Annotated in this window: 18 protein-coding genes; 6 read left to right on the top strand and 12 right to left on the bottom strand. The window is 63.2% G+C overall.

Annotation, left to right across the window (positions count from 1 at the left end; all coding sequences use genetic code 11):
• Positions 1-9: 9 nt before the first annotated feature.
• The gene (locus tag HU760_RS19540; RefSeq protein WP_186673328.1) at positions 10-1290 is read left to right on the top strand and encodes a CynX/NimT family MFS transporter; all 1281 of its coding nucleotides are present in this window, start codon (positions 10-12) and stop codon (positions 1288-1290) included.
• Between the two features lie 72 nt (positions 1291-1362).
• Positions 1363-1848, top strand: a complete 486-nt coding sequence (locus HU760_RS19535; RefSeq protein WP_186673326.1) for a nuclear transport factor 2 family protein — start codon at positions 1363-1365, stop codon at positions 1846-1848.
• Here the strand turns inward: HU760_RS19535 and HU760_RS19530 are convergent.
• Positions 1827-2603, bottom strand: coding sequence for a hypothetical protein (locus HU760_RS19530; RefSeq protein ID WP_186673324.1), 777 nt, complete (start codon positions 2601-2603; stop codon positions 1827-1829). The genes HU760_RS19535 and HU760_RS19530 overlap by 22 nt on opposite strands.
• Positions 2604-2754: 151 nt before the next feature.
• On the opposite strand from HU760_RS19530, the gene HU760_RS19525 reads away from it, so the two are divergent.
• Positions 2755-3048, top strand: a complete 294-nt coding sequence (locus HU760_RS19525; protein ID WP_367615791.1) for a GIY-YIG nuclease family protein — start codon at positions 2755-2757, stop codon at positions 3046-3048.
• An 82-nt stretch (positions 3049-3130) separates the two neighbouring features.
• Here HU760_RS19525 and yejK read toward each other — a convergent pair whose 3' ends face one another.
• Complete coding sequence (gene yejK, locus HU760_RS19520; RefSeq protein WP_186673321.1) at positions 3131-4138, bottom strand: nucleoid-associated protein YejK; 1008 nt, start codon at positions 4136-4138, stop codon at positions 3131-3133.
• A gap of 370 nt (positions 4139-4508) precedes the next feature.
• Between yejK and HU760_RS19515 the strand changes: the two genes are divergently transcribed.
• Positions 4509-4790 carry an HU family DNA-binding protein gene (locus tag HU760_RS19515; protein WP_112250800.1) on the top strand — a complete coding sequence of 94 codons (282 nt, stop codon included), beginning with the start codon at positions 4509-4511 and terminating at the stop codon, positions 4788-4790.
• 50 nt (positions 4791-4840) lie between these two features.
• On the opposite strand, the gene rlmF is transcribed toward HU760_RS19515, so the two are convergent.
• From rlmF to HU760_RS19490, 5 genes are all read right to left on the bottom strand, one after another.
• A complete protein-coding gene (rlmF, locus tag HU760_RS19510; RefSeq protein WP_186673319.1) occupies positions 4841-5791 on the bottom strand; it encodes a 23S rRNA (adenine(1618)-N(6))-methyltransferase RlmF in 951 nt (316 codons plus the stop codon).
• A 117-nt stretch (positions 5792-5908) separates the two neighbouring features.
• Positions 5909-8755 (bottom strand): valine--tRNA ligase, encoded by a 2847-nt coding sequence (locus HU760_RS19505; protein ID WP_186673317.1) that lies wholly within the window; start codon positions 8753-8755, stop codon positions 5909-5911.
• Between the two features lie 188 nt (positions 8756-8943).
• The gene (locus HU760_RS19500) at positions 8944-9309 is read right to left on the bottom strand and encodes a DNA polymerase III subunit chi (protein ID WP_186673308.1); all 366 of its coding nucleotides are present in this window, start codon (positions 9307-9309) and stop codon (positions 8944-8946) included.
• A 5-nt stretch (positions 9310-9314) separates the two neighbouring features.
• A complete protein-coding gene (locus HU760_RS19495; RefSeq protein WP_186673306.1) occupies positions 9315-9743 on the bottom strand; it encodes a DNA polymerase III subunit chi in 429 nt (142 codons plus the stop codon).
• A 49-nt stretch (positions 9744-9792) separates the two neighbouring features.
• Positions 9793-11286: a leucyl aminopeptidase gene (locus tag HU760_RS19490; RefSeq protein ID WP_186673305.1), complete on the bottom strand. Its 1494-nt coding sequence runs from the start codon at positions 11284-11286 to the stop codon at positions 9793-9795.
• Between the two features lie 301 nt (positions 11287-11587).
• Between HU760_RS19490 and lptF the strand changes: the two genes are divergently transcribed.
• Together lptF and lptG are read left to right on the top strand one after the other, a co-directional pair.
• Positions 11588-12703, top strand: coding sequence for an LPS export ABC transporter permease LptF (lptF, locus tag HU760_RS19485; RefSeq protein ID WP_186673303.1), 1116 nt, complete (start codon positions 11588-11590; stop codon positions 12701-12703).
• A complete protein-coding gene (lptG, locus tag HU760_RS19480; RefSeq protein ID WP_186673301.1) occupies positions 12696-13757 on the top strand; it encodes an LPS export ABC transporter permease LptG in 1062 nt (353 codons plus the stop codon). The genes lptF and lptG overlap by 8 nt, the downstream gene beginning before the upstream one ends.
• A 71-nt stretch (positions 13758-13828) precedes the next feature.
• Here the strand turns inward: lptG and HU760_RS19475 are convergent, their stop codons facing one another.
• From HU760_RS19475 to gcvP, 5 genes are all read right to left on the bottom strand, one after another.
• Positions 13829-14317 (bottom strand): RDD family protein, encoded by a 489-nt coding sequence (locus HU760_RS19475; RefSeq protein ID WP_186673299.1) that lies wholly within the window; start codon positions 14315-14317, stop codon positions 13829-13831.
• A gap of 91 nt (positions 14318-14408) precedes the next feature.
• A complete protein-coding gene (locus tag HU760_RS19470; RefSeq protein ID WP_186673297.1) occupies positions 14409-14621 on the bottom strand; it encodes a cold-shock protein in 213 nt (70 codons plus the stop codon).
• Between the two features lie 358 nt (positions 14622-14979).
• Positions 14980-16101: a glycine cleavage system aminomethyltransferase GcvT gene (gene gcvT, locus HU760_RS19465; RefSeq protein ID WP_186673295.1), complete on the bottom strand. Its 1122-nt coding sequence runs from the start codon at positions 16099-16101 to the stop codon at positions 14980-14982.
• Positions 16102-16128: 27 nt separating this feature from the next.
• A complete protein-coding gene (locus HU760_RS19460; protein ID WP_186673294.1) occupies positions 16129-17505 on the bottom strand; it encodes an L-serine ammonia-lyase in 1377 nt (458 codons plus the stop codon).
• Positions 17506-17657: 152 nt separating this feature from the next.
• Entirely contained in the window at positions 17658-20513 is a 2856-nt protein-coding gene (gcvP, locus tag HU760_RS19455) for an aminomethyl-transferring glycine dehydrogenase (RefSeq protein WP_186673292.1), read from the bottom strand.

Here is a 20513-nt window from a genome sequence, read left to right as displayed (position 1 = left end):
GAGAATGTCATGGCTGAATCCATCACCCGCAATACCCCGCTACCTGAACGGGATCTCGATGAGCTGCTGATCGATGCCGAGGCGGACGACGAGCAGGTCCAGCAGCAGCCAGTGCTGCTGCGGCGGCCGTGGTTGCTGCTGCTCGGCCTGGTGCTGGTGGCGCTGAACCTGCGCCCGGCGTTGTCGGGCATGGCGCCGGTGCTTGGCCAGGTGTCCGCAGGCCTGGGGCTGAACGCCTCGCTGGCTGGCCTGCTGACCACCTTGCCGGTGCTGTGCCTGGGCCTGTTCGCCCCGCTGGCACCAGTGCTGGCGCGTCGCTTCGGCAGTGAACGGGTGATCCTCGGCATCCTTGCCAGCCTGGCGCTGGGCATCGTGGTGCGCAGTAGCTTCGGTGCTATCGGGGTGTTTTTCGGCAGCCTGATGGCCGGGGCCAGCATCGGTATCATCGGTGTGCTCTTGCCAGGTATCGTCAAGCGCGACTTTCCGCAGCACGCCGGCACCCTGACCGGCGTGTACACCATGGCGCTATGCCTGGGCGCAGCCATGGCAGCGGGGGCCACCGTTCCTCTGACACAGCGCTTCGACGGCAGCTGGGCGCTGGGGCTGGGCTTCTGGGCGGTTCCGGCGTTACTGGCCATGCTGGTCTGGCTGCCTCAGGCACGCCAGGGGCATGGCTTGCACAAGGTGGCCTATCGCGTGCGTGGGCTGTGGCGTGATCCCTTGGCCTGGCAGGTGACCTTGTACATGGGGCTGCAGTCGTCGCTGGCCTACATTGTGTTCGGCTGGTTGCCATCGATCCTGATTGGTCGGGGCCTGAGCCCGACCGAGGCGGGGTTGGTGCTGTCTGGGTCAGTGATCGTGCAGTTGGTCAGTTCGCTCAGTGCGCCATGGTTGGCCACCCGCGGCAAGGACCAGCGGCTGGCGATCGTGGTGGTCATGCTGATTACCCTGGCCGGCTTGTTCGGTTGCCTGTATGCGCCGATTTCCGGGCTGTGGGGCTGGGCGGTACTGCTGGGCCTGGGGCAGGGCGGTACCTTCGCCCTGGCGCTGACCTTGATCGTGCTGCGTTCGAAAGATGCGCATGTGGCGGCCAACCTGTCGAGCATGGCCCAGGGGGTGGGCTATACGTTGGCTTCGATGGGGCCGTTTGCGGTGGGTTTGGTGCATGACTTGAGCGGGGGCTGGGCGGCCGTGGGCTGGATTTTTGCCGTGCTGGGGCTAGGGGCTATCGTGTTCGGGTTAGGGGCCGGGCGAGCCATGCATGTGCAGGTGAACAGCGAGAAGGTCTGACGGGGCCGGCACTGGCATATGCGAACGGAGCGGATTATCGTGCTGCTCTCGACCCAGCACGGACCAGCCCCCATGAGCGACGCCAACCGCGCCCTGATTACCCGCTTTTACCAAGCGTTCCAGCGCCTCGACGCAGAGGCCATGATTGCCTGCTACAGCGACGATATCGTTTTCAGCGACCCGGTGTTCGGCACCTTGCGTGGCAAGGACGCAGGCGATATGTGGCGAATGCTGACTTCGCGTGCCAAGGACTTCACCCTGACCTTCGACAATGTCAGCGCAGACGAGCGCGTTGGTCACGCACACTGGGTGGCCACCTACTTGTTCAGCCAGACCGGTCGTACGGTGGTCAACGATATTCAGGCGCGCTTCGTGATCCGCGATGGGCTGATTTGCCAGCATGACGACTCCTTCGACCTGTGGCGTTGGGCGCGGCAGGCGCTGGGTGCTCCAGGCCTGCTGCTCGGCTGGTCGCCGCTCGTCCAGAACAAGGTACGCCAGCAAGCGTTCAAGGGCTTGCGGGCATACCAGCAGGCTCAGGGCAGCGCCACGGCCTGATCACTGTCGTGGTAGCTGAATATGGCACGCTCAGTCACGTTGTCCGGTAGGCGGATACGAATCACCGGAATGAAACTGCCATAAGTCTGGTGCCAGTCCTGCTGGTCGGCTTGAGCCTGCTGCAGGGCACCATGCTCGCCCTCGATGTGGAAAAACGACTGGATCGGCAGGCGATCTGCGCTCGCTTCGTCCCAGGCGCCAATCAACACTTCGTTCCAGGGAAACGGCAGCTCACGGGCGAACAATTGTTTTGCGCGCAGGCTTTGATAGAAGGCCTCTGCCCGTTCCGGCACCCTCGCGCGGCGGATGTCGAAGGCGCATTGGCGTTTATAATCCTTGCTCTGCCTGAAGCGCGTCATCCATTGTTCGGCAGTGAACACCCCCTGTTCATGGCAGGCTGCCTCGATTTCGGCAGTTTGCCGGTTATCGCCGCAGCCTCGATTGTCGCGTTCCCAGGTATCGCCGTCCGTGGGCCAGGCGCACAGCATTTCGTAGCGTAGGGAGCCTTGCGGACGTTGCAGCATTGGGTACAGGGTGAAGCCGCTGCGGCCATCGGCAGCCAGCCGGGTCGTGGGGATATCGCTGCGCAGGTAGGAGAACGATACGCCGCCCTTGTCTTTGCTGTTCTGGCTATGATGCCAGGTGTGATAGCGCGGTGACGGCTTGGTCGAGCGCAGCAGCACACCCGAACAGGCATGGGCAGGTACGGCTTTGCCCTCGCACTGGGCGGGCGTGGCGTCGTAGTTGTTCTGCATTTGCCTGGCGGTTTCTAGGCCAGTCGATGCCTGCGTGGCAAATGCAGCCACAAGCAGTGCTGTACCCAAGCCAATATGGCGAAATGAATCAAGCATGATGAAGCCCTCGATGAGTGGGCTCACCAAACTAATGATGAAAAGAGCAGGTGTCGTGAGTGAACAAGTGCCGGATCAGGTAGTGAAACCCTGGTATGTCTACCTGGTACGGGCTGCCAATGGTTCGTTGTATTGCGGCATCAGTGATGATCCGCAGCGGCGCTTTCTGGCGCACCAGAAAGGGCAAGGTGCACGTTATTTCAAGACCAGCCCGGCCCAGGCGCTGGTGTACATGGAGCAATGGCCGGACAAGGGCGAGGCGTTGCGTCAGGAACGGCTGGTGAAGCGCCTGCGCAAATCGGCGAAGGAGGCGTTGGTCGCCGCCTATGACATCGCCTCCGCGACCTAGGGCCGCCTCACGCCCTTCAGGGTATCGCGTTGCCGGTAGGCCCTTGTACTGCGATGGGACTGCGCAGCAGTCCCCTGGGCCATCAGTCCTTGCGCCGCTTCAGCTGATCCACCAGCGTGGTTGGCAAGCCCTTGATGATCAACGTCCCAGCCGCTTCGTCATACTCCACCCTGTCCCCCAGCAGGTGTGCTTCAAAGCTGATCGACAGACCCTCGGCACGCCCGGTGAAGCGGCGGAACTGGTTGAGGGTGCGCTTGTCCGCGGGGATTTCCGGTGACAGGCCGTAATCCTTGTTACGGATGTGGTCGTAGAACGCTTTGGGCCGGTCCTCGTCGATCAGGCTGGACAGCTCTTCCAGGGTTACCGGTTCGCCCAGCTTGGTCTGGGTGGTGGCGTAGTCCACCAGGGTCTGGGTCTTTTCGCGAGCGGATTCTTCCGGCAGGTCTTCGCTCTCGACGAAATCACTGAAAGCCTTGAGCAGGGTGCGGGTTTCACCCGGGCCGTCAACGCCTTCCTGGCAGCCGATGAAGTCGCGGAAGTAATCGGAGACCTTCTTGCCGTTCTTGCCCTTGATGAACGAAATGTACTGTTTGGAGTTCTGGTTGTTCTTCCATTCCGACAGGTTGATGCGCGCCGCCAGGTGCAGTTGCCCAAGGTCAAGGTGGCGTGATGGTGTTACATCCAGTTCGGCGTTCACCGCCACGCCTTCGCTGTGGTGCAGCAGGGCGATCGCCAGGTATTCGGTCATGCCTTGCTGGTAATGGGCAAACAGGATGTGGCCGCCGGTGGACAGGTTGGACTCTTCCATGAGCTTTTGCAGGTGTTCCACGGCCACGCGGCTGAAGGCGGTGAAATCCTTTTCCTGGTCCAGATACTGCTTCAGCCAGCCGCTCAGCGGATAGGCGCCGGATTCACCGTGAAAGAAACCCCAGGCCTTGCCTTGCTTGGCGTTGTAGCTGTCATTGAGGTCGGCCAGCAGATTTTCGATGGCATCGGAGGTGGCCAGTTCGGTATCGCGGGCATGCAGCACGGCGGGGCTGCCATCGGGCTTTTTGTCGATCAGGTGAACGATGCAATGACGGATTGGCATGGAATTCTCGGCGGGCTGCAAAAGTTGCCAAGTTTACCCCAGACGCCAGGTGATGCAGTGGCCGGATGTTGGCAGAAATGCCGGTTGTTCGTTTTTTGTTCAAATTTGTGCGTTCAAGGCTAAAACCCCCGAAAAACCTGCATTTAATCGAAGTGCGCAGCGGATATTTATCCGTTCCTGTGGTAGCTTTGCGCGCTCTTGCGCCCAGTATGTGGCGCATTGCTGGCAACGTGCTGCCGTCGTGTCGAACCAAACGCCGATTTGCGTATCTACATACGCGATTGGCGCGGCCCTCCACTTTCAGGGGCTGGCCCGATAACGTCGTAGTTCGCTGCATAACCATCGAATTTGATAGGGAAGGAACACCACCATGGCATTGACCAAAGACCAACTGATTGCCGACATCGCCGAATCGATCGCCGCGCCAAAAGCCACCGCCAAGAACGCTCTGGAGCAACTGGGCCAGATCGTTGCCGACCAGCTGGAAAACGGCGCTGAAATCACTCTGCCAGGCATCGGCAAGCTGAAAGTCACCGAGCGTCCTGCCCGTACCGGCCGCAACCCTTCGACTGGCGCTGCCATCGAAATCGCTGCCAAGAAAGTCGTCAAGTTCGTTCCAGCCAAAGTGCTGACCGACGCCATCAACAAGTAATTGTTGAAGCTTTGACGAAACCGCGCCCGGCTTGCCCGGGCGCGGTTTTTTCACGCCTGTGGTTTACGCCGGGCGTGCCAGGCCTGGCGCGCCGCCTCGTCGAGGAAGCTCCAGGCGGCCATGCGGCTCTGTTTCTGCCCCTGGCCCATTTCGGTTACGCGCACGGCCTTGGCGCCAGCCTTCTTCAGTGCGGCCTCGATCCCTGGCAAGTTGCTGGCCTTGGAAACCAGGCTGGTGAACCACAGCACCCGTTCTGCGTACTGCACGCTTTCGCCAACCAGTTGGGTGACAAAGCGGATCTCGCCACCTTCGCACCACAGTTCATTGTTCTGGCCACCGAAGTTCAGCACCGGTAACTTGCGTTTGGGGTCCTGCTTGCCGAGGTTCTTCCACTTGCGCTGGCTGCCGCGGGTAGCTTCGTCGCGCGAAGCGTGGAAGGGCGGGTTGCACAGGGTCAGGTCGAAGCGCTCGTCCTCCTGCAGCAGGCCGCTGAGGATGTGGCCGCGGTGGGCCTGGTGGCGCAGGGTGATGGCCTTGTCCAGGCGGTTGGCCTGGACGATGGCCTTGGCCGAGGCCAGGGCCACCGGGTCAATGTCCGAACCCAGGAAGCGCCAGCGGTAGTCGCTGTGGCCAAGCAGTGGGTAGATGCAGTTGGCACCGACGCCGATGTCCAGGGCGCGGACCTGCGCGCCCTTGGGGATCTGGCCGGCATTGTCGTCAGCCAGCAGGTCGGCGGCCACATGGACGTAGTCGGCGCGGCCTGGGATCGGCGGGCACAGGTAGTCGGCCGGGATGTCCCAGTGCTGGATGCCGTATTGCGCCTTGAGCAGGGCACGGTTGAATACCCGCACGGCTTCGGGGTTGGCAAAGTCGATGCTGGGTTTGCCGTGAGGGTTGGTGATGGTGAAGCGCGCCAGGTCGGGGAGGGCCTTGATCAGGCTGGGGAAGTCGTAGCGGCCCTGGTGGCGGTTGCGCGGGTGCAGGGTGGGTTTCTGGGTCATCGTCGGGTCCTGAAAAGCATCGCCGGCAAGCCGCCCCCCACAGGTATAGCGCTTTCCTGTGGGAGCCGGCTTGCCGGCGAAGGGCTGCGAAGCAGCCCGCTAAGGCTTCACTCTTGATTACAGCGCCGCAATCCGCGCGTGCTGCTCGGTGAAGTTGGCCAGGGCCTGTTCGGACTCGGCCAGCTTGGCGCGTTCCTTCTCGATCACCGCAGGCGGAGCCTTGTCGACGAAGGCCGCGTTGGACAGTTTGCCACCCACGCGTGCCACTTCACCTTGCAGGCGCTGGATTTCCTTGTTCAGGCGCGCCAGTTCGGCATCCTTGTCGATCAGGCCGGCCATTGGTACCAGCACCTGCAGGTCACCGACCAGGGCGGTGGCCGACAGCGGTGCTTCATCGGCATCGCTCAGCACGGTGAACGACTCGACCTTGGCCAGCTTCTTCAGCAGGGCTTCGTTTTCCTGCAGACGACGCTGGTCGTCGGCGTTGGCATTCTTCAGGAACAATGGCAGTGGTTTGCCCGGGCCGATGTTCATCTCGGCGCGGATGTTGCGCAGGCCGACCATCAGCTCCTTGAGCCATTCGATGTCACCTTCGGCGGTCGGGTCGATGCGGCTTTCATTGGCCACCGGCCATGGCTGCAGCATGATGGTCTTGCCGCTGATGCCCGCCAGCGGCGCAATGCGTTGCCAGATCTCTTCGGTGATGAACGGCATGAACGGATGCGCCAGGCGCAGTGCCACTTCCAGCACGCGTACCAGGGTACGACGGGTGCCACGGGCGCGTTCGACCGGTGCGTTCTCGTCCCACAATACCGGCTTGGACAACTCCAGGTACCAGTCGCAGTACTGGTTCCAGATGAACTCGTACAGCGCCTGGCTGGCCAGGTCGAAGCGGAACTGTTCCAGCTGGCGGGTCACTTCGGCTTCGGTACGCTGCAACTGCGAGATGATCCAGCGGTCGGCCAGCGACAGTTCGACGGCTTCGCCGTTCTGGCCGCAGTCCTCGCCCTTGTCCAGCACGTAGCGGGCGGCGTTCCAGATCTTGTTGCAGAAGTTGCGGTAGCCTTCGACGCGGCCCATGTCGAACTTGATGTCGCGGCCGGTGGAGGCCAGCGAGCAGAAGGTGAAGCGCAGGGCATCGGTGCCGTAGCTGGCAATGCCTTCAGGGAACTCGGCCTTGGTCTGCTTGGCGATCTTCTCGGCCAGCTTCGGCTGCATCATGCCGCTGGTGCGTTTTTCCAGCAGGGCGTCGAGGGTGATGCCGTCGACGATATCCAGCGGGTCCAGCACGTTGCCTTTGGACTTGGACATCTTCTGGCCCTGGCCGTCACGCACCAGGCCGTGCACGTACACGGTCTTGAACGGTACCTGCGGGGTGCCGTCCTCGTTCTTGATCAGGTGCATGGTCAGCATGATCATGCGCGCAACCCAGAAGAAGATGATGTCGAAGCCGGTCACCAGCACATCGGTGGAGTGGAACTTCTTGAGGAACTCGGTCTGCTCCGGCCAGCCCAGGGTGGAGAAAGTCCACAGGCCGGAACTGAACCAGGTATCGAGCACGTCGTCATCCTGGCGCAGGGCCACGTCAGCGCCCAGGTTGTGTTTGGCGCGCACTTCCTGCTCGTTGCGGCCGACATAGACCTGGCCGGCCTCGTCGTACCACGCCGGGATGCGGTGGCCCCACCACAGCTGGCGGCTGATGCACCAGTCCTGGATGTCGCGCATCCACGAGAAGTACATGTTCTCGTATTGCTTGGGCACGAACTGGATGCGGCCATCTTCCACGGCGGCGATGGCAGGTTCTGCCAGCGGTTTGGTGGAGACGTACCACTGGTCGGTCAGCCATGGCTCGATGACGGTGCCCGAACGGTCGCCTTTCGGCACCTTCAGGGCGTGGTCGTCGATGCTCACCAGCAGACCCTGGGCGTCCAGGTCGGCGACAATCTGCTTGCGCGCGACGAAGCGGTCGAGGTTGGCGTACTGGGCCGGCAGGCGGGTGTCGACCTGTTCGTTGACGCTGCCGTCGAGGTTGAAGGCCTGGGCGCTGGCCAGCACGAAGGCGTTCTTGTCGAAGATGTTCAGCAGTGGCAGGTTGTGGCGCTTGCCAACTTCGTAGTCATTGAAGTCGTGGGCCGGGGTGATCTTCACGCAACCGGTACCGAACTCGGGGTCGCAATAGTCGTCGGCGATGATCGGGATGCGACGGCCGACCAGCGGCAGTTCGACGAACTTGCCGATCAGCGCCTGGTAGCGCTCGTCGTTCGGGTTGACCGCTACCGCGGCGTCACCCAGCAGGGTTTCCGGACGGGTGGTGGCGACGACCAGGTAATCCTTGCCTTCGGCGGTCTTGGCGCCGTCGGCCAGCGGGTAGCGCAGGTTCCACAGGTGGCCCTTCTCGTCGTGGTTTTCCACTTCGAGGTCGGAGATGGCCGTGTGCAGTTTGGTATCCCAGTTGACCAGGCGCTTGCCGCGGTAGATCAGGCCGTCCTCGTGCAGGCGCACGAAGGCTTCCTTGACTGCTTCGGACAGGCCGTCGTCCATGGTGAAGCGCTCGCGGCTCCAGTCCACCGACGAACCCAGGCGGCGAATCTGCCGGCTGATGTTGCCGCCCGACTGGTCCTTCCATTCCCAGACCTTTTCCAGGAACTTTTCGCGGCCCAGGTCATGCCGGTTCTGGCCTTTGGCCTCGAGCTGGCGCTCGACCAGCATCTGGGTGGCGATACCGGCGTGGTCGGTGCCGGGCTGCCACAGGGTGTCGCGGCCTTGCATGCGGCGGAAACGGATCAGGGCGTCCATGATCGCGTTGTTGAAGCCGTGGCCCATGTGCAGGCTGCCGGTCACGTTCGGCGGCGGGATCATGATGGTGTAGGACTCGCCTGCACCTTGTGGGGCGAAATAGTTCTCGGACTCCCAGGTGTTGTACCAGGAAGTTTCGATGGCGTGCGGCTGGTAGGTCTTATCCATGCGCGGCGGGACCCTGTGCATTTATTCGGGAAAGCCGGGAAGTATAACCAAGCTGGGGGGTTGAGGCGACAGCCGCTGGGGCTGCTTTGCCGCCCTGTCGTGACACGAGGCCGCTCCTGCAGCGATCGCATATGCCTGTCGGAGCGGCCTTGTGTCGCGATAAGGGGGGCGATGCGCCCCCGGGGATGTCACTCGGAACGCTTGATCAACCGCTCGATCCGCGCATCGAGCCGGCGTTTGATCTCGTTTTCGATGTGCGGGGTAAAGTCGTTGATCACGTCCTGCATGATCATCTGCGCCGCGGCACGCAGCTCGCTTTCCAGGTGCAGCAGGGTGTCCTGGCGCCGAGTCTGCGGGTCGTCCACGGCGTCGGGTTCGACCGGCTCGGCCAGCGGTGTGGGGGTGTCGGGCGCTGCTTCCAGCAGCAAGGGAATCTGTTCGACCGTCTCGGTCAGCAGTGGCGGTTGCAGGTCGGCATCGCCAAGCAACTGGCGGATCGACTCGAGGTCATCGAGCAGGTGGGCGGAATCGGGTAGCGGGGAGGGTTTGTCCATCGTCGTCAAAGTCGCTGTAAGCGGTGGTCTTGCAGAGCATAGCCCTGTTCACGGTAGAAACGGAATCGCTCACGTGCCGATTGGCGGATGCCAGGTTCTTCGACGACGATTTCGGCGATACGCTCGAACTGGCTGACGAAGCCCGGCACGTCGACGCCCAGGTTGATCAGCAGGTCGCGATGGTCGCCTGCGTCATCGGCCAGGCCCAGGGCCACGCGCGCATCGGCATGCGCCTCTGCCAGGTCGTGGGGCACGAAAGCCTCGCCCTTGAAGCGCCACAAGAGCTGGTCCAGCAGGTCGCGCTGGTCGGCATCCTGGCAATGCAGGTAGACCCGATGGCCAAGGCGCCAGGCTTTTTCACACAACTTGCAGGCGAATTCCAGCCGCGCCGACAGCGAGTCGGTGGGCAGGATGTAGAAGTCGACTTTGCTCATGGTGATATCGCCGGCCGATGGCGCGCGAGGCGCCATCGGCTGCATGGCGTCAGGCGCCAGCGCGGTCCAGCAGGTACTGGGTCAGCAGGGGGACCGGGCGGCCGGTGGCCCCCTTGTCCTTGCCACCGCTGACCCAGGCCGTGCCGGCGATATCCAGGTGTGCCCAGTCGTAGGCCTTGGCGAAGCGCGACAGGAAGCAGCCGGCGGTGATGGTGCCGGCCTTCGGCCCGCCGATGTTGCCCATGTCGGCGAACGGGCTGTCCAGCTGCTCCTGGTATTCATCGAACAGCGGCAGCTGCCAGGCGCGGTCGTCGGCGCGCTTGCCAGCGTCGAGCAACTGGCCGACCAGGTCGTCGTTGTTGCCCATCAGGCCGGAGGTATGGCTGCCCAGGGCGACGATGCAGGCGCCGGTGAGGGTGGCGATGTCGATCACCGCCTGCGGCTTGAAGCGTTCGGCGTAGGTCAGGGTGTCGCACAGCACCAGGCGGCCTTCGGCGTCAGTGTTGAGGATTTCCACGGTCTGGCCGCTCATGGTAGTGACAATGTCACCTGGGCGGGTGGCGCCGCCGCTCGGCATGTTTTCGGCGCAGGCCAGCAGGCACACCAGGTTGATCGGCAGTTGGAGCTCCAGTACCGCACGCAGGGTGCCAAGCACGCTGGCCGCCCCACACATGTCGTATTTCATTTCGTCCATGCCGGCACCCGGCTTGAGGCTGATGCCGCCGGTGTCGAAGGTGATGCCCTTGCCCACCAGCACGAACGGCTTGTCGGCCTTCTTGCCGCCCTGGTAGTTGAGCACGATCAGGCGTGGCGGCTGGTCGCTGCCCTGGCCGACGGCATAGAACGCGCCCATGCCCAGGTCCTTGATCTTCTTCTCGTCCAGTACCTCGACCTTCAGCGCCTTGTGCGCCTTGCCCAGGTCCTTGGCCTGTTCGGCGAGGAAGCTCGGGTGGCACAGGTTGGGCGGCAGGTTGCCGAGGTCGCGGGTGAAGGCCATGCCGGTGGCGATGGCGCTGGCGTGCTTGACTGCGCGCTCGACGTCGGCCTGGCCGGCCTTGTCGGCCAGCAGGGTGACCTTTTTCAGGGCGCGAGACTCGGCCTTCTGGCTCTTGAAACGGTCGAACGCGTACTCGCCATCGAGCAGGGTTTCGGCCAGCAGGCGGTACTTGCCGTAATGGGCATCGCGGTTGTTGACCGCAATGTCGTCCAGGGCCAGCACTGCATCGCTACCGTTCAGGCCCTTGAGCACGCCGGCGACGCTGCTGACCAGTTTGCGCCAGGCGCGGTCGCCCAGGGCCTCGTCCTTGCCGCTGCCCACCAGCAGCACGCGTTCGGCCTTCAGGCCGGGGACGCTCTGCAGCAGCAGGGTCTGGCCCGGCTTGCCAGCCAGGTCACCACGCTTGAGCACGGTACTGATGGCGCCGTCACAGGCCTGGTCGACGGCCTTGGCCACGGCGCCGAGCTTGCGGTTTTCACCTACCGGAATGACCAGGGTGGCGGTTTTTACGGATGCAGCAGCTACGCTTTTTACAACCAGTTCCATGTCAGGATCCCCGAATGATCGATACAGTCGGCGCTGTGTGCTGCAGCGCTCTGGGCGGGCCTGGCTGCGTCATCGCGCGCCAGCGGAAAAGCTGCCAGTTTGAGCCTGCGGCAAGCGTGCTGACAACCCCGTTGTACGGCTTCATGCGCGGCGAAGTGACAGGGGCGTCCAATCACAGGATAATGCGCGCACTTTACATGGAGGTTCGCCTTTGGCGAACCGGCATTGGTCTTGGATGTACTAAGTCATTGTCTGGCGCCATTGCTTGGCAGTCCGCCCTGACAACCCAGGAGTGTCTGGTTTGATCGTCTTTCGTTATCTGTCCCGCGAGGTCCTGGTGACCTTGAGCGCCGTCAGCGCCGTGCTGTTGGTGATCATCATGAGCGGGCGCTTCATCAAGTACCTGGCCCAGGCTGCCCAGGGCGTGCTCGACCCGAGCGTGTTGTTCCTGATCATGGGCTTCCGCCTGCCGGGGTTCCTGCAGCTGATCCTGCCTCTGGGGTTGTTCCTGGGTATTCTCCTGGCGTACGGGCGCCTGTACCTGGAAAGCGAGATGACCGTGCTCTCGGCCACTGGCATGAGCCAGCAGCGCCTGTTGGGCCTGACCATGGCACCGGCCGCCCTGGTCGCCCTGCTGGTGGCCTGGCTGAGCCTGAGCCTGGCGCCACTGGGCGTTGCCCAGGTGCAGCAGATCATCAGCCAGCAGGATGCCCTGACCGAGTTCGACACTCTGGTGCCGGGCCGCTTCCAGACCCTGCGCGATGGCTCGCGGGTTACCTACACCGAACAGTTGTCTGACGATCGCATCAACCTGGCCGGGGTGTTCATCTCCGAGAAACGCTTCAACCAGGACAAGACCAAGGACCGCGCTCCGTCGGTGCTGGTCGCCGAAAAAGGCCACCAGGAAATCCAGGCCGACGGCAACCGCTACCTGGTGCTGGAAAACGGCTACCGCTACGACGGCAACCCCGGCCAGGCCGACTACCGCGCCATCAAGTACGACACCTACGGCGTGCTGCTGCCCAAGCCGGAGGTCAGCGAGGAAGTGACCGAGCGCGAAGCCATCCCCACCTCCGAGCTGATCGGCAAGCCGGACCTGCGTGAGCGTGCCGAGCTGCAATGGCGCCTGTCGCTGCCCATCCTGGTGTTCGTCGTCACCCTGCTGGCGGTACCGCTGTCCCGGGTAAATCCACGCCAGGGCCGCTTCCTCAAGCTGCTGCCGGCAATTCTTCTGTACATGGCCTACCTGACAATGCTGATTTCCGTACGCGGCGCCCTCGAAAAGGGCAAATTGCCGATCGCCCTGGGCATGTGGTGGGTCCACGGCCTGTTCCTGCTGATCGGCCTGGGCCTGATGTACTGGGAGCCGCTGCGCCTCAAGCGCGCCGCTCGTCGTGCGGAGGTGGCCCGTGGGTAAGCTCGACCGTTACATCGGCCAGAGCGTGCTGCTGGCCATCCTCGCCGTGCTGGGAATTATCCTTGGCTTGGCCTCGCTGTTCGCCTTCATCGATGAAATGAGCGACCTGAGCGATACTTATTCGGTGATGGAGGCGGGCAACTTCGTTTTGCTGACCGCTCCACGGCGCCTGTACGAAATGCTGCCGATGGCCGCCCTGATCGGTTGCCTTATCGGCCTGGGTAGCCTGGCCAGCAGCAGCGAACTGACCATCATGCGTGCTGCCGGGGTGTCGATCGGCCGCATCGTCTGGGCGGTGATGAAGCCGATGCTGGTGCTGATGCTGGTCGGCCTGCTGATCGGCGAATACGTGGCGCCGGTGACCGAGAACAAGGCCCAGGCCGACCGCTCGCTGGCCCAGGGGGGGGGTGAGGCACAGAGCTCCAAGCGAGGCATGTGGCACCGCCAGGGTGACGAGTTCGTGCATATCAACGCCGTGCAGCCCAACGGCCTGCTGCTGGGGGTGACCCGCTACCGCTTCGACAACGAACGCAAGATCGTCAGCTCGAGTTTCGCCCGCCGCGCACAGTACCAGGACGACCACTGGCTGCTTGCCGACGTGCGCACCACCTTCTTCCGTGGCGATCATACCGAAGTCGTGAACACACCACAGGAGCGTTGGGATGTTTCGCTCACGCCGCAGTTGCTCAATACCGTGGTCCTGGCACCGGAGTCGCTATCGATTACCGGTTTGTGGGATTACATCCACTACTTGTCCGACCAGGGCCTGAACAACGCGCGTTACTGGCTGGCGTTCTGGACCAAGGTGTTGCAACCGATGGTGACTGCGGCGCTGGTGCTGATGGCGATTTCCTTCATCTTCGGCCCGCTGCGTTCGGTAACCCTTGGCCAGCGCGTGTTCACCGGTGTGCTGGTAGGCTTCGTGTTCCGCATCGCCCAGGACCTGCTGGGGCCGTCGAGCCAGGTGTTCGGCTTCCCGCCGCTGTTGGCGGTGGTCATTCCGGCGGGTATCTGTGCGCTGGCAGGGTTGTGGTTGTTGCGCCGGGCCGGTTGATTGGCCTGAGCTGCACAAGAAAGCCGACCTCAGGGTCGGCTTTTTCATGGGTGTTTACCTGAACTGTTGGCTCACTTCTTCTGCTTCGGCACCCGCACTAGCTGGCTTTCCGAATAGATGTCATGCCAGCCGCGCTTGCGCTTGTCGATCAACGCCCAGAAGAAACCCAGCCCCAGGCACAGCCACGAGGCGATCGACACCACGAAGCGCAACAGCGCCTGCCACAGGCTGATGGCCGTGCCATCGGCGTTCTGCACCCGCACCCCCCACACCTGCATGCCCAGGGTCTGGCCGCCATGGGTCCAGAACTTGGCAAAAAAGCCGAACAGGGCAAACAGCAGTAGCGTCGACAGTAGCGGATCGCCATCCAGCGCACCGGCCTCGGTCAGCTCGCGCATGCGTGCTTCGCCGATGATCGCCATCTGGATCATCTTGTAGGCGCCAGCGGTCACGATCAGCAGTGCCGTGCACAGCAAAAAGTCGTAGAACATCGCCGCCAGGCGCCGGCCCAGGCCGACCGGTGGAAAATCCCCTTGGGGTACGAGCAGAGGCTTGGACATGCAGCGCGGCTCCAGAAAACGAAGCGGCTATTCTACGGGCAAAAAAAAACCCCTGCACTTGGCAGGGGCTTTTTTCGAAGTCGGGTTCGGCTTAGCCGGCAACCTGAACCTTGTCAGCTTGCATGCCTTTTTGGCCCTGAACTGCTTCGAAGGTTACTTTCTGGCCTTCTTTCAGGCTCTTGAAGCCGTTGCCTTCGATAGCGCGGAAGTGCACGAACAGATCCGGACCCTGTTCTGGGGTGATGAAGCCGTAACCTTTTTCGTCATTGAACCACTTGACGGTACCGTTCTGACGCTCAGCCATTGTCTTATTTCCTATGAAGCTTGAATTTTGATGACAGTTTCTTTTGCAATAAATAGGCAGCAAAAGATTACTGGGCTGGGTTGCAGGAAAGTAAGAGACGTCAAACGGGTTGTAGCAGATTGCGGCTACTGGCCCAGGTCACGAACTGTTGCGACCCATGCAAACACAGTGCAGTGACTCTACGCCAACTCTCGAGCGAAAAACAAGCCCTTGGTCGTATGGAAAATCGGCCGTTTGCCGATAACCGACCGCTTTGTCGGAAACGGCGTGGCGCCTGGCCTGGCGCCATGTTCAAAAGTTATTGGGCAGGTTCGAAAACGAATAAGCCGAACCTGCCTGCACGCTTCACAAAACGGCTTCAGCCTCGGTAGTAACGTTGCGCCACGAAAGGCATTTTGCTGACTTTCAAAGCCACCTTCTTGCCACGCACCACGGCAAACAGTGACGTGTCGATTGCTGCATGTTCGCTATCGATATAACCCATTGCGACCGGTGCGCCGAGTGTCGGGCCAAAGCCGCCACTGCACACTTTGCCTACCGGTTGATCTTTGTTATCGACAATGTCAGCGCCTTCGCGTACTGGCGTACGTTCCTGCGGCAACAGGCCCACTCGTTTGCGCGCCACGCCATCGCGTTGCTGGGCGAAGACGGCCTCGGCGCCCGGGAAGCCGCCAGCACGCGCACCATCGGCCCGGCGGACCTTGGAAATGGCCCACAGCAGGCTGGCTTCGACCGGGCTGGTTTCGCTGTTCATGTCGTGGCCGTACAGGCACAGGCCTGCTTCCAGGCGCAGCGAGTCGCGCGCGCCCAGGCCGATCGGCTGCACTTGCGGCTCGGCCAGCAGGCGGCGGGCCAGGGCTTCGGCGGCGTGTACCGGTACCGAAATCTCGTAGCCGTCTTCGCCGGTATAACCCGAACGGCTGACGTAGCAGTCTTCACCCAGCAACTTTACTGCGCGGAATTGCATGAAGGTCATGCTGGCTACTTCCGGGGCCAGGCGCGCCAGCACCTCGGCTGCCGCCGGGCCTTGCAGGGCCAGCAGGGCACGCTCCTCGAACAGCGCTTGCACCTCGCAGCGGCCACCGATATGCGTTCGCAGGTGGGCCAGGTCCTGGTCCTTGCAGGCAGCGTTGACTACCAGGAACAGGGTGTCGTTGCCCAGGTTGGCGACCATCAGGTCGTCGAGGATACCGCCTTGCTCATTGGTGAACATGGCGTAGCGCTGCATGCCTACCGGCAGGTCGAGGATATCCACCGGCACCAGGCTTTCCAGGGCCTTGGCGGCGTCGCTGCCGTGCAGCTTGATCTGGCCCATGTGCGAGACATCGAACAGGCCGGCCTGCTCGCGAGTGTGCAGGTGCTCCTTGAGCACGCCCAGCGGGTACTGCACTGGCATGTCGTAGCCGGCGAACGGCACCATGCGCGCACCCAGTTCCAGGTGCAGGGCGTGCAACGGGGTCTTGAGCAGTGTTTCGGACATCGGTGACTCCTTGTTGTAGTTGTCGGGTCAACATTCGATGATGTTGACGGCCAGGCCGCCTCGGGCGGTCTCTTTGTATTTGCTTTTCATGTCGGCGCCGGTCTGGCGCATGGTGCGGATGACCTTGTCGAGCGACACGTAGTGCTGCCCGTCGCCGCGCAAGGCCATGCGCACCGCATTGATCGCCTTCACCGAGCCCATGGCGTTGCGCTCGATGCAAGGTACCTGGACCAGCCCGCCAATCGGGTCGCAGGTCAGGCCCAGGTTGTGTTCCATGCCGATTTCGGCAGCGTTTTCCACTTGTTGCACGCTGCCACCCATCACCTCGCACAGCGCCCCGGCGGCCATCGAGCAGGCCACGCCGACCTCGCCCTGACAGCCCACTTCGGCACCGGAGATGGAGGCGTTTTCCTTGTACAGGATGCCAATTGCCGCAGCGGTGAGGAGGAAGCGCACCACCCCGTTTTCGCTGGCGCCTGGCACAAAGCGCATGTAGTAGTGCAGCACCGCCGGAACGATGCCTGCGGCGCCATTGGTGGGCGCGGTGACCACACGTCCGCCGTTGGCGTTTTCCTCGTTGACTGCCAGGGCGTAGAGGTTGACCCAGTCGAGTACCGACAGGGCATCGCGCAGGCTGGCTTCCGGATGGCTGCTCAGTTGGCGGTACAGCGCCGGTGCCCGGCGCTTGACCTTCAGCCCACCCGGCAGGATGCCTTCATGCCGGCAGCCGGCGTCAACGCAACCCTGCATCACCTGCCAGATGCGCAACAGGCCGGTACGAGTTTCCGCCTCCGGGCGCCAGGCCGCTTCATTGGCCAGCATCACCTGGCTTATCGCCAGATCTTGCGCGGTGCAATGGCCAAGCAGCTCCTTGGCGGTCTTGAACGGGTAAGCCAGCGGCGTACGGTCCTCGACGATGCGGTCGTGGCCGGCAGCGTCCTCGTCGACCACGAAACCACCGCCCACCGAGTAGTACTCGCGGCTGCGGATCTGCAGGCCGGCCTCGTCGAAGGCGCGGAAGATCATGCCGTTGGGGTGGTACTCCAGTGGTTTGCGGATCATCGCCAGGTGCTGCTTTTCGATGAATGCGATGCTGTGCTCACCGAGCAGGTTGATGCGGCCGTTGTCGCGGATCGCCTGCAGGCGGGCGGGGATGGTATCGGTATCGACGCTGTCGGGGTGTTCGCCTTCAAGACCCAGCAACACGGCCTTGTCACTGCCGTGGCCCTTGCCGGTGGCGCCCAGCGAGCCATACAGCTCGGCCTTGACGCTGACGGTACGGGCAAGCAGGCCGTCACGGCGCAGCCCCTCGGCGAACCGTGCAGCAGCGCGCATCGGGCCGACCGTGTGGGAGCTGGAGGGGCCGATGCCGATCTTGAACAGGTCGAAGACGCTCAGTGACATGGTGACCTCCTGCCAGGTTCAGTGGGCGGACGGTGAACCCTGCAGGAGCGGGTTTACCCGCGAATGCGAGGGTGGCTTCACCGCCGCTTTCGCGGGTAAACCCGCTCCCACAAAGGGCCACGCCTCGAGTCAGGTAGCCGCCCCGAAGGCTATCAGGCGTCCTGATAGCTCTCGATCGACGGACAGGCGCAGATCAGGTTGCGGTCGCCGAACACGTTGTCAACCCGACCAACCGGCGGCCAGTACTTGCCTTCCACCAGGCTCGGCAGCGGGAACACCGCCTGCTCGCGGCTGTAGCCGTGGGCCCATTCGCCAGCCAGCTCGGCCGCAGTATGCGGGGCGTTCTTCAGCGGGTTGTCGTCCTTGTCCAGGCTACCGTTCTCGACCGCGCGGATTTCTTCGCGGATCTGGATCATCGCCTCGCAGAAACGGTCCAGTTCTTCCTTGGACTCGCTCTCGGTCGGTTCGATCATCAACGTACCGGCCACCGGGAAGGACATGGTCGGGGCGTGGAAACCGAAGTCGATCAGGCGCTTGGCCACATCGTCGACGCTGATGCCACTGGTGTCCTTCAGTGGGCGCAGGTCGAGGATGCACTCGTGGGCCACCAAACCGTTGCCGCCGGTGTAAAGAACAGGATAGTGCTCTTCCAGGCGACGGGCGATGTAGTTGGCGTTGAGGATCGCCATTTGTGAAGCACGCTTGAGGCCGGCACCGCCCATCATGCGAATGTACATCCAGGTGATCGGCAGGATGCTGGCACTGCCGAACGGTGCGGCGCTTACCGCGCCTTCGGTGTGGTCCAGCTGCGCGTGACCAGGCAGGAACGGTGCCAGATGCGACTTGACACCGATCGGACCCACGCCTGGACCCCCGCCACCGTGCGGGATGCAGAAGGTCTTGTGCAGGTTCAGGTGGGAAACGTCGCCACCGAACTTGCCCGGGGCGCACAGGCCGACCATGGCGTTCATGTTGGCGCCGTCGATGTATACCTGGCCGCCGTTGTCGTGGATGATCGCGCAGATTTCGCCGATCGCTTCCTCGAACACACCGTGGGTCGACGGGTAGGTGAGCATGATGGCGGCCAGGTGCTCGCGGTGTTCGATGGCCTTGGCGCGCAGGTCCTCGACATCGACGTTGCCGCGGGCATCGCAGGCAGTGACCACCACGCGCATCCCTGCCATGTGCGCGGTTGCCGGGTTGGTGCCATGGGCCGACGACGGGATCAGGCAGATGTCGCGGTGGCCTTCGCCACGGCTGCGGTGGTAGGCACGGATGGCCAACAGGCCTGCGTACTCGCCTTGCGAACCAGCGTTGGGCTGCAGCGACACGGCATCATAACCGGTGGCGGCGCACAGCATGGCTTCCAGTTCGCTGGTCATCTGCAGGTAGCCCTGGCTCTGTTCGGCCGGGGCGAACGGGTGCAGGTTGCCGAACTCGGCCCAGGTGACCGGGATCATTTCGCTGGCAGCATTGAGTTTCATGGTGCATGAGCCCAGCGGGATCATGCTGCGGTCCAGCGCCAGGTCCTTGTCGGCCAGGCGGCGCAGGTAACGCATCAGCTCGGTTTCGCTGTGGTAGCGGTTGAACACCGGGTGCTGGAGGATGGCTGACTGGCGCAGCAGCGCGGCGGGCAGCAGCGTGCCGGTGCTGCTGGCCAGGGCGTTGAAGTCTGGTTGGGCCTGGTCGCCACCGAGCAGCTTCCACAGGGCCTCGACATCGGCCTGGCTGCTGGTTTCGTCCAGTGACAGGCCGAGGTGGTCGGCGTCGATCTGGCGCAGGTTGATGCCCTGGGCGCGGGCCTTTTCATGCAGGCCGGCGGTGGCATTGCCGGTGGCCAGGGTCAGGGTGTCGAAGGCGCTGCTGCCGACTACCTGAAGGCCCAGTGCCTTCAGGCCGGCGGCCAGGATCGCGGTCAGCGCATGGGTGCGTTCGGCGATGCGCTTGAGGCCGGCCGGGCCGTGGTACACGGCGAACATGCTGGCGATGTTGGCCAGCAGCACTTGGGCGGTGCAAATGTTGCTGGTGGCCTTTTCGCGGCGGATGTGCTGCTCGCGGGTCTGCATGGCCAGGCGCAGGGCGGTCTTGCCGAAGCGGTCGATCGAAACACCGACCAGGCGGCCCGGCATGTCGCGCTTGAATGCATCGCGGGTGGCGAAGTAGGCCGCGTGCGGGCCGCCGAAGCCCAGTGGCACGCCGAAGCGCTGTGCGCTGCCGATGGCCACGTCGGCGTCGAACTCACCCGGTGGGGTCAGCAGGGTCAGGGCCAACAGGTCGGCGGCCACGGCGACCAGGGCATTGGCAGCGTGGAAGCGCTGCACCACTTCGCGGTAGTCGAACACTTCACCGTTGCTGGCCGGGTATTGCAGCAGGGCGCCGAAGAAAGCGCTGACATCACCCAGCTCTCGCTCGTCGCCCACCACGACCTCGATACCCAGCGGCTCGGCACGGGTGCGCAGTACGTCGAGGGTTTGCGGGTGGCAGTGCACCGAGGCGAAGAAGGCATGGCTGGCCTTGTTCTTCGACAGGCGCTTGCAGAAGGTCATGGCCTCGGCTGCGGCGGTGGCTTCGTCGAGCAGCGAGGCGTTGGCGATCGGCAGGCCGGTCAGGTCGCTGATCAGGGTCTGGAAGTTCAGCAGCGCTTCCAGGCGGCCCTGGGAGATTTCTGGCTGGTAGGGGGTGTAGGCGGTGTACCAGGCCGGGTTTTCCAGCAGGTTGCGCAGGATTGGTGCCGGGGTGTGGGTGTTGTAGTAGCCCTGGCCGATGTAGCTTTTGAACAGCTGGTTCTTGCCGGCAATGGCCTTGAGCGCGGCGAGCGCGTCGGCTTCGCTTTGGCCGTCGTGTGCACCCAGCACGCTGGTGCCCTTGATGCTGTCGGGGATGACCGCGTCGGTCATGGCTTCCAGCGAGTCGAAGCCGAGGGCGGCCAGCATGGCCTGCTCGTCAGTGGCACGCGGGCCGATGTGACGGGCAATGAATTCGTTGGCGGTACCGAGGTTGATGGTCAT

Source organism: Pseudomonas oryzicola (genome assembly GCF_014269185.2).
Classification (GTDB): Bacteria; Pseudomonadota; Gammaproteobacteria; order Pseudomonadales; family Pseudomonadaceae; genus Aquipseudomonas; species Aquipseudomonas oryzicola.
Note: the sequence above shows the minus strand (reverse complement) of the source record. Positions and strands in the feature narration are given on the sequence as shown.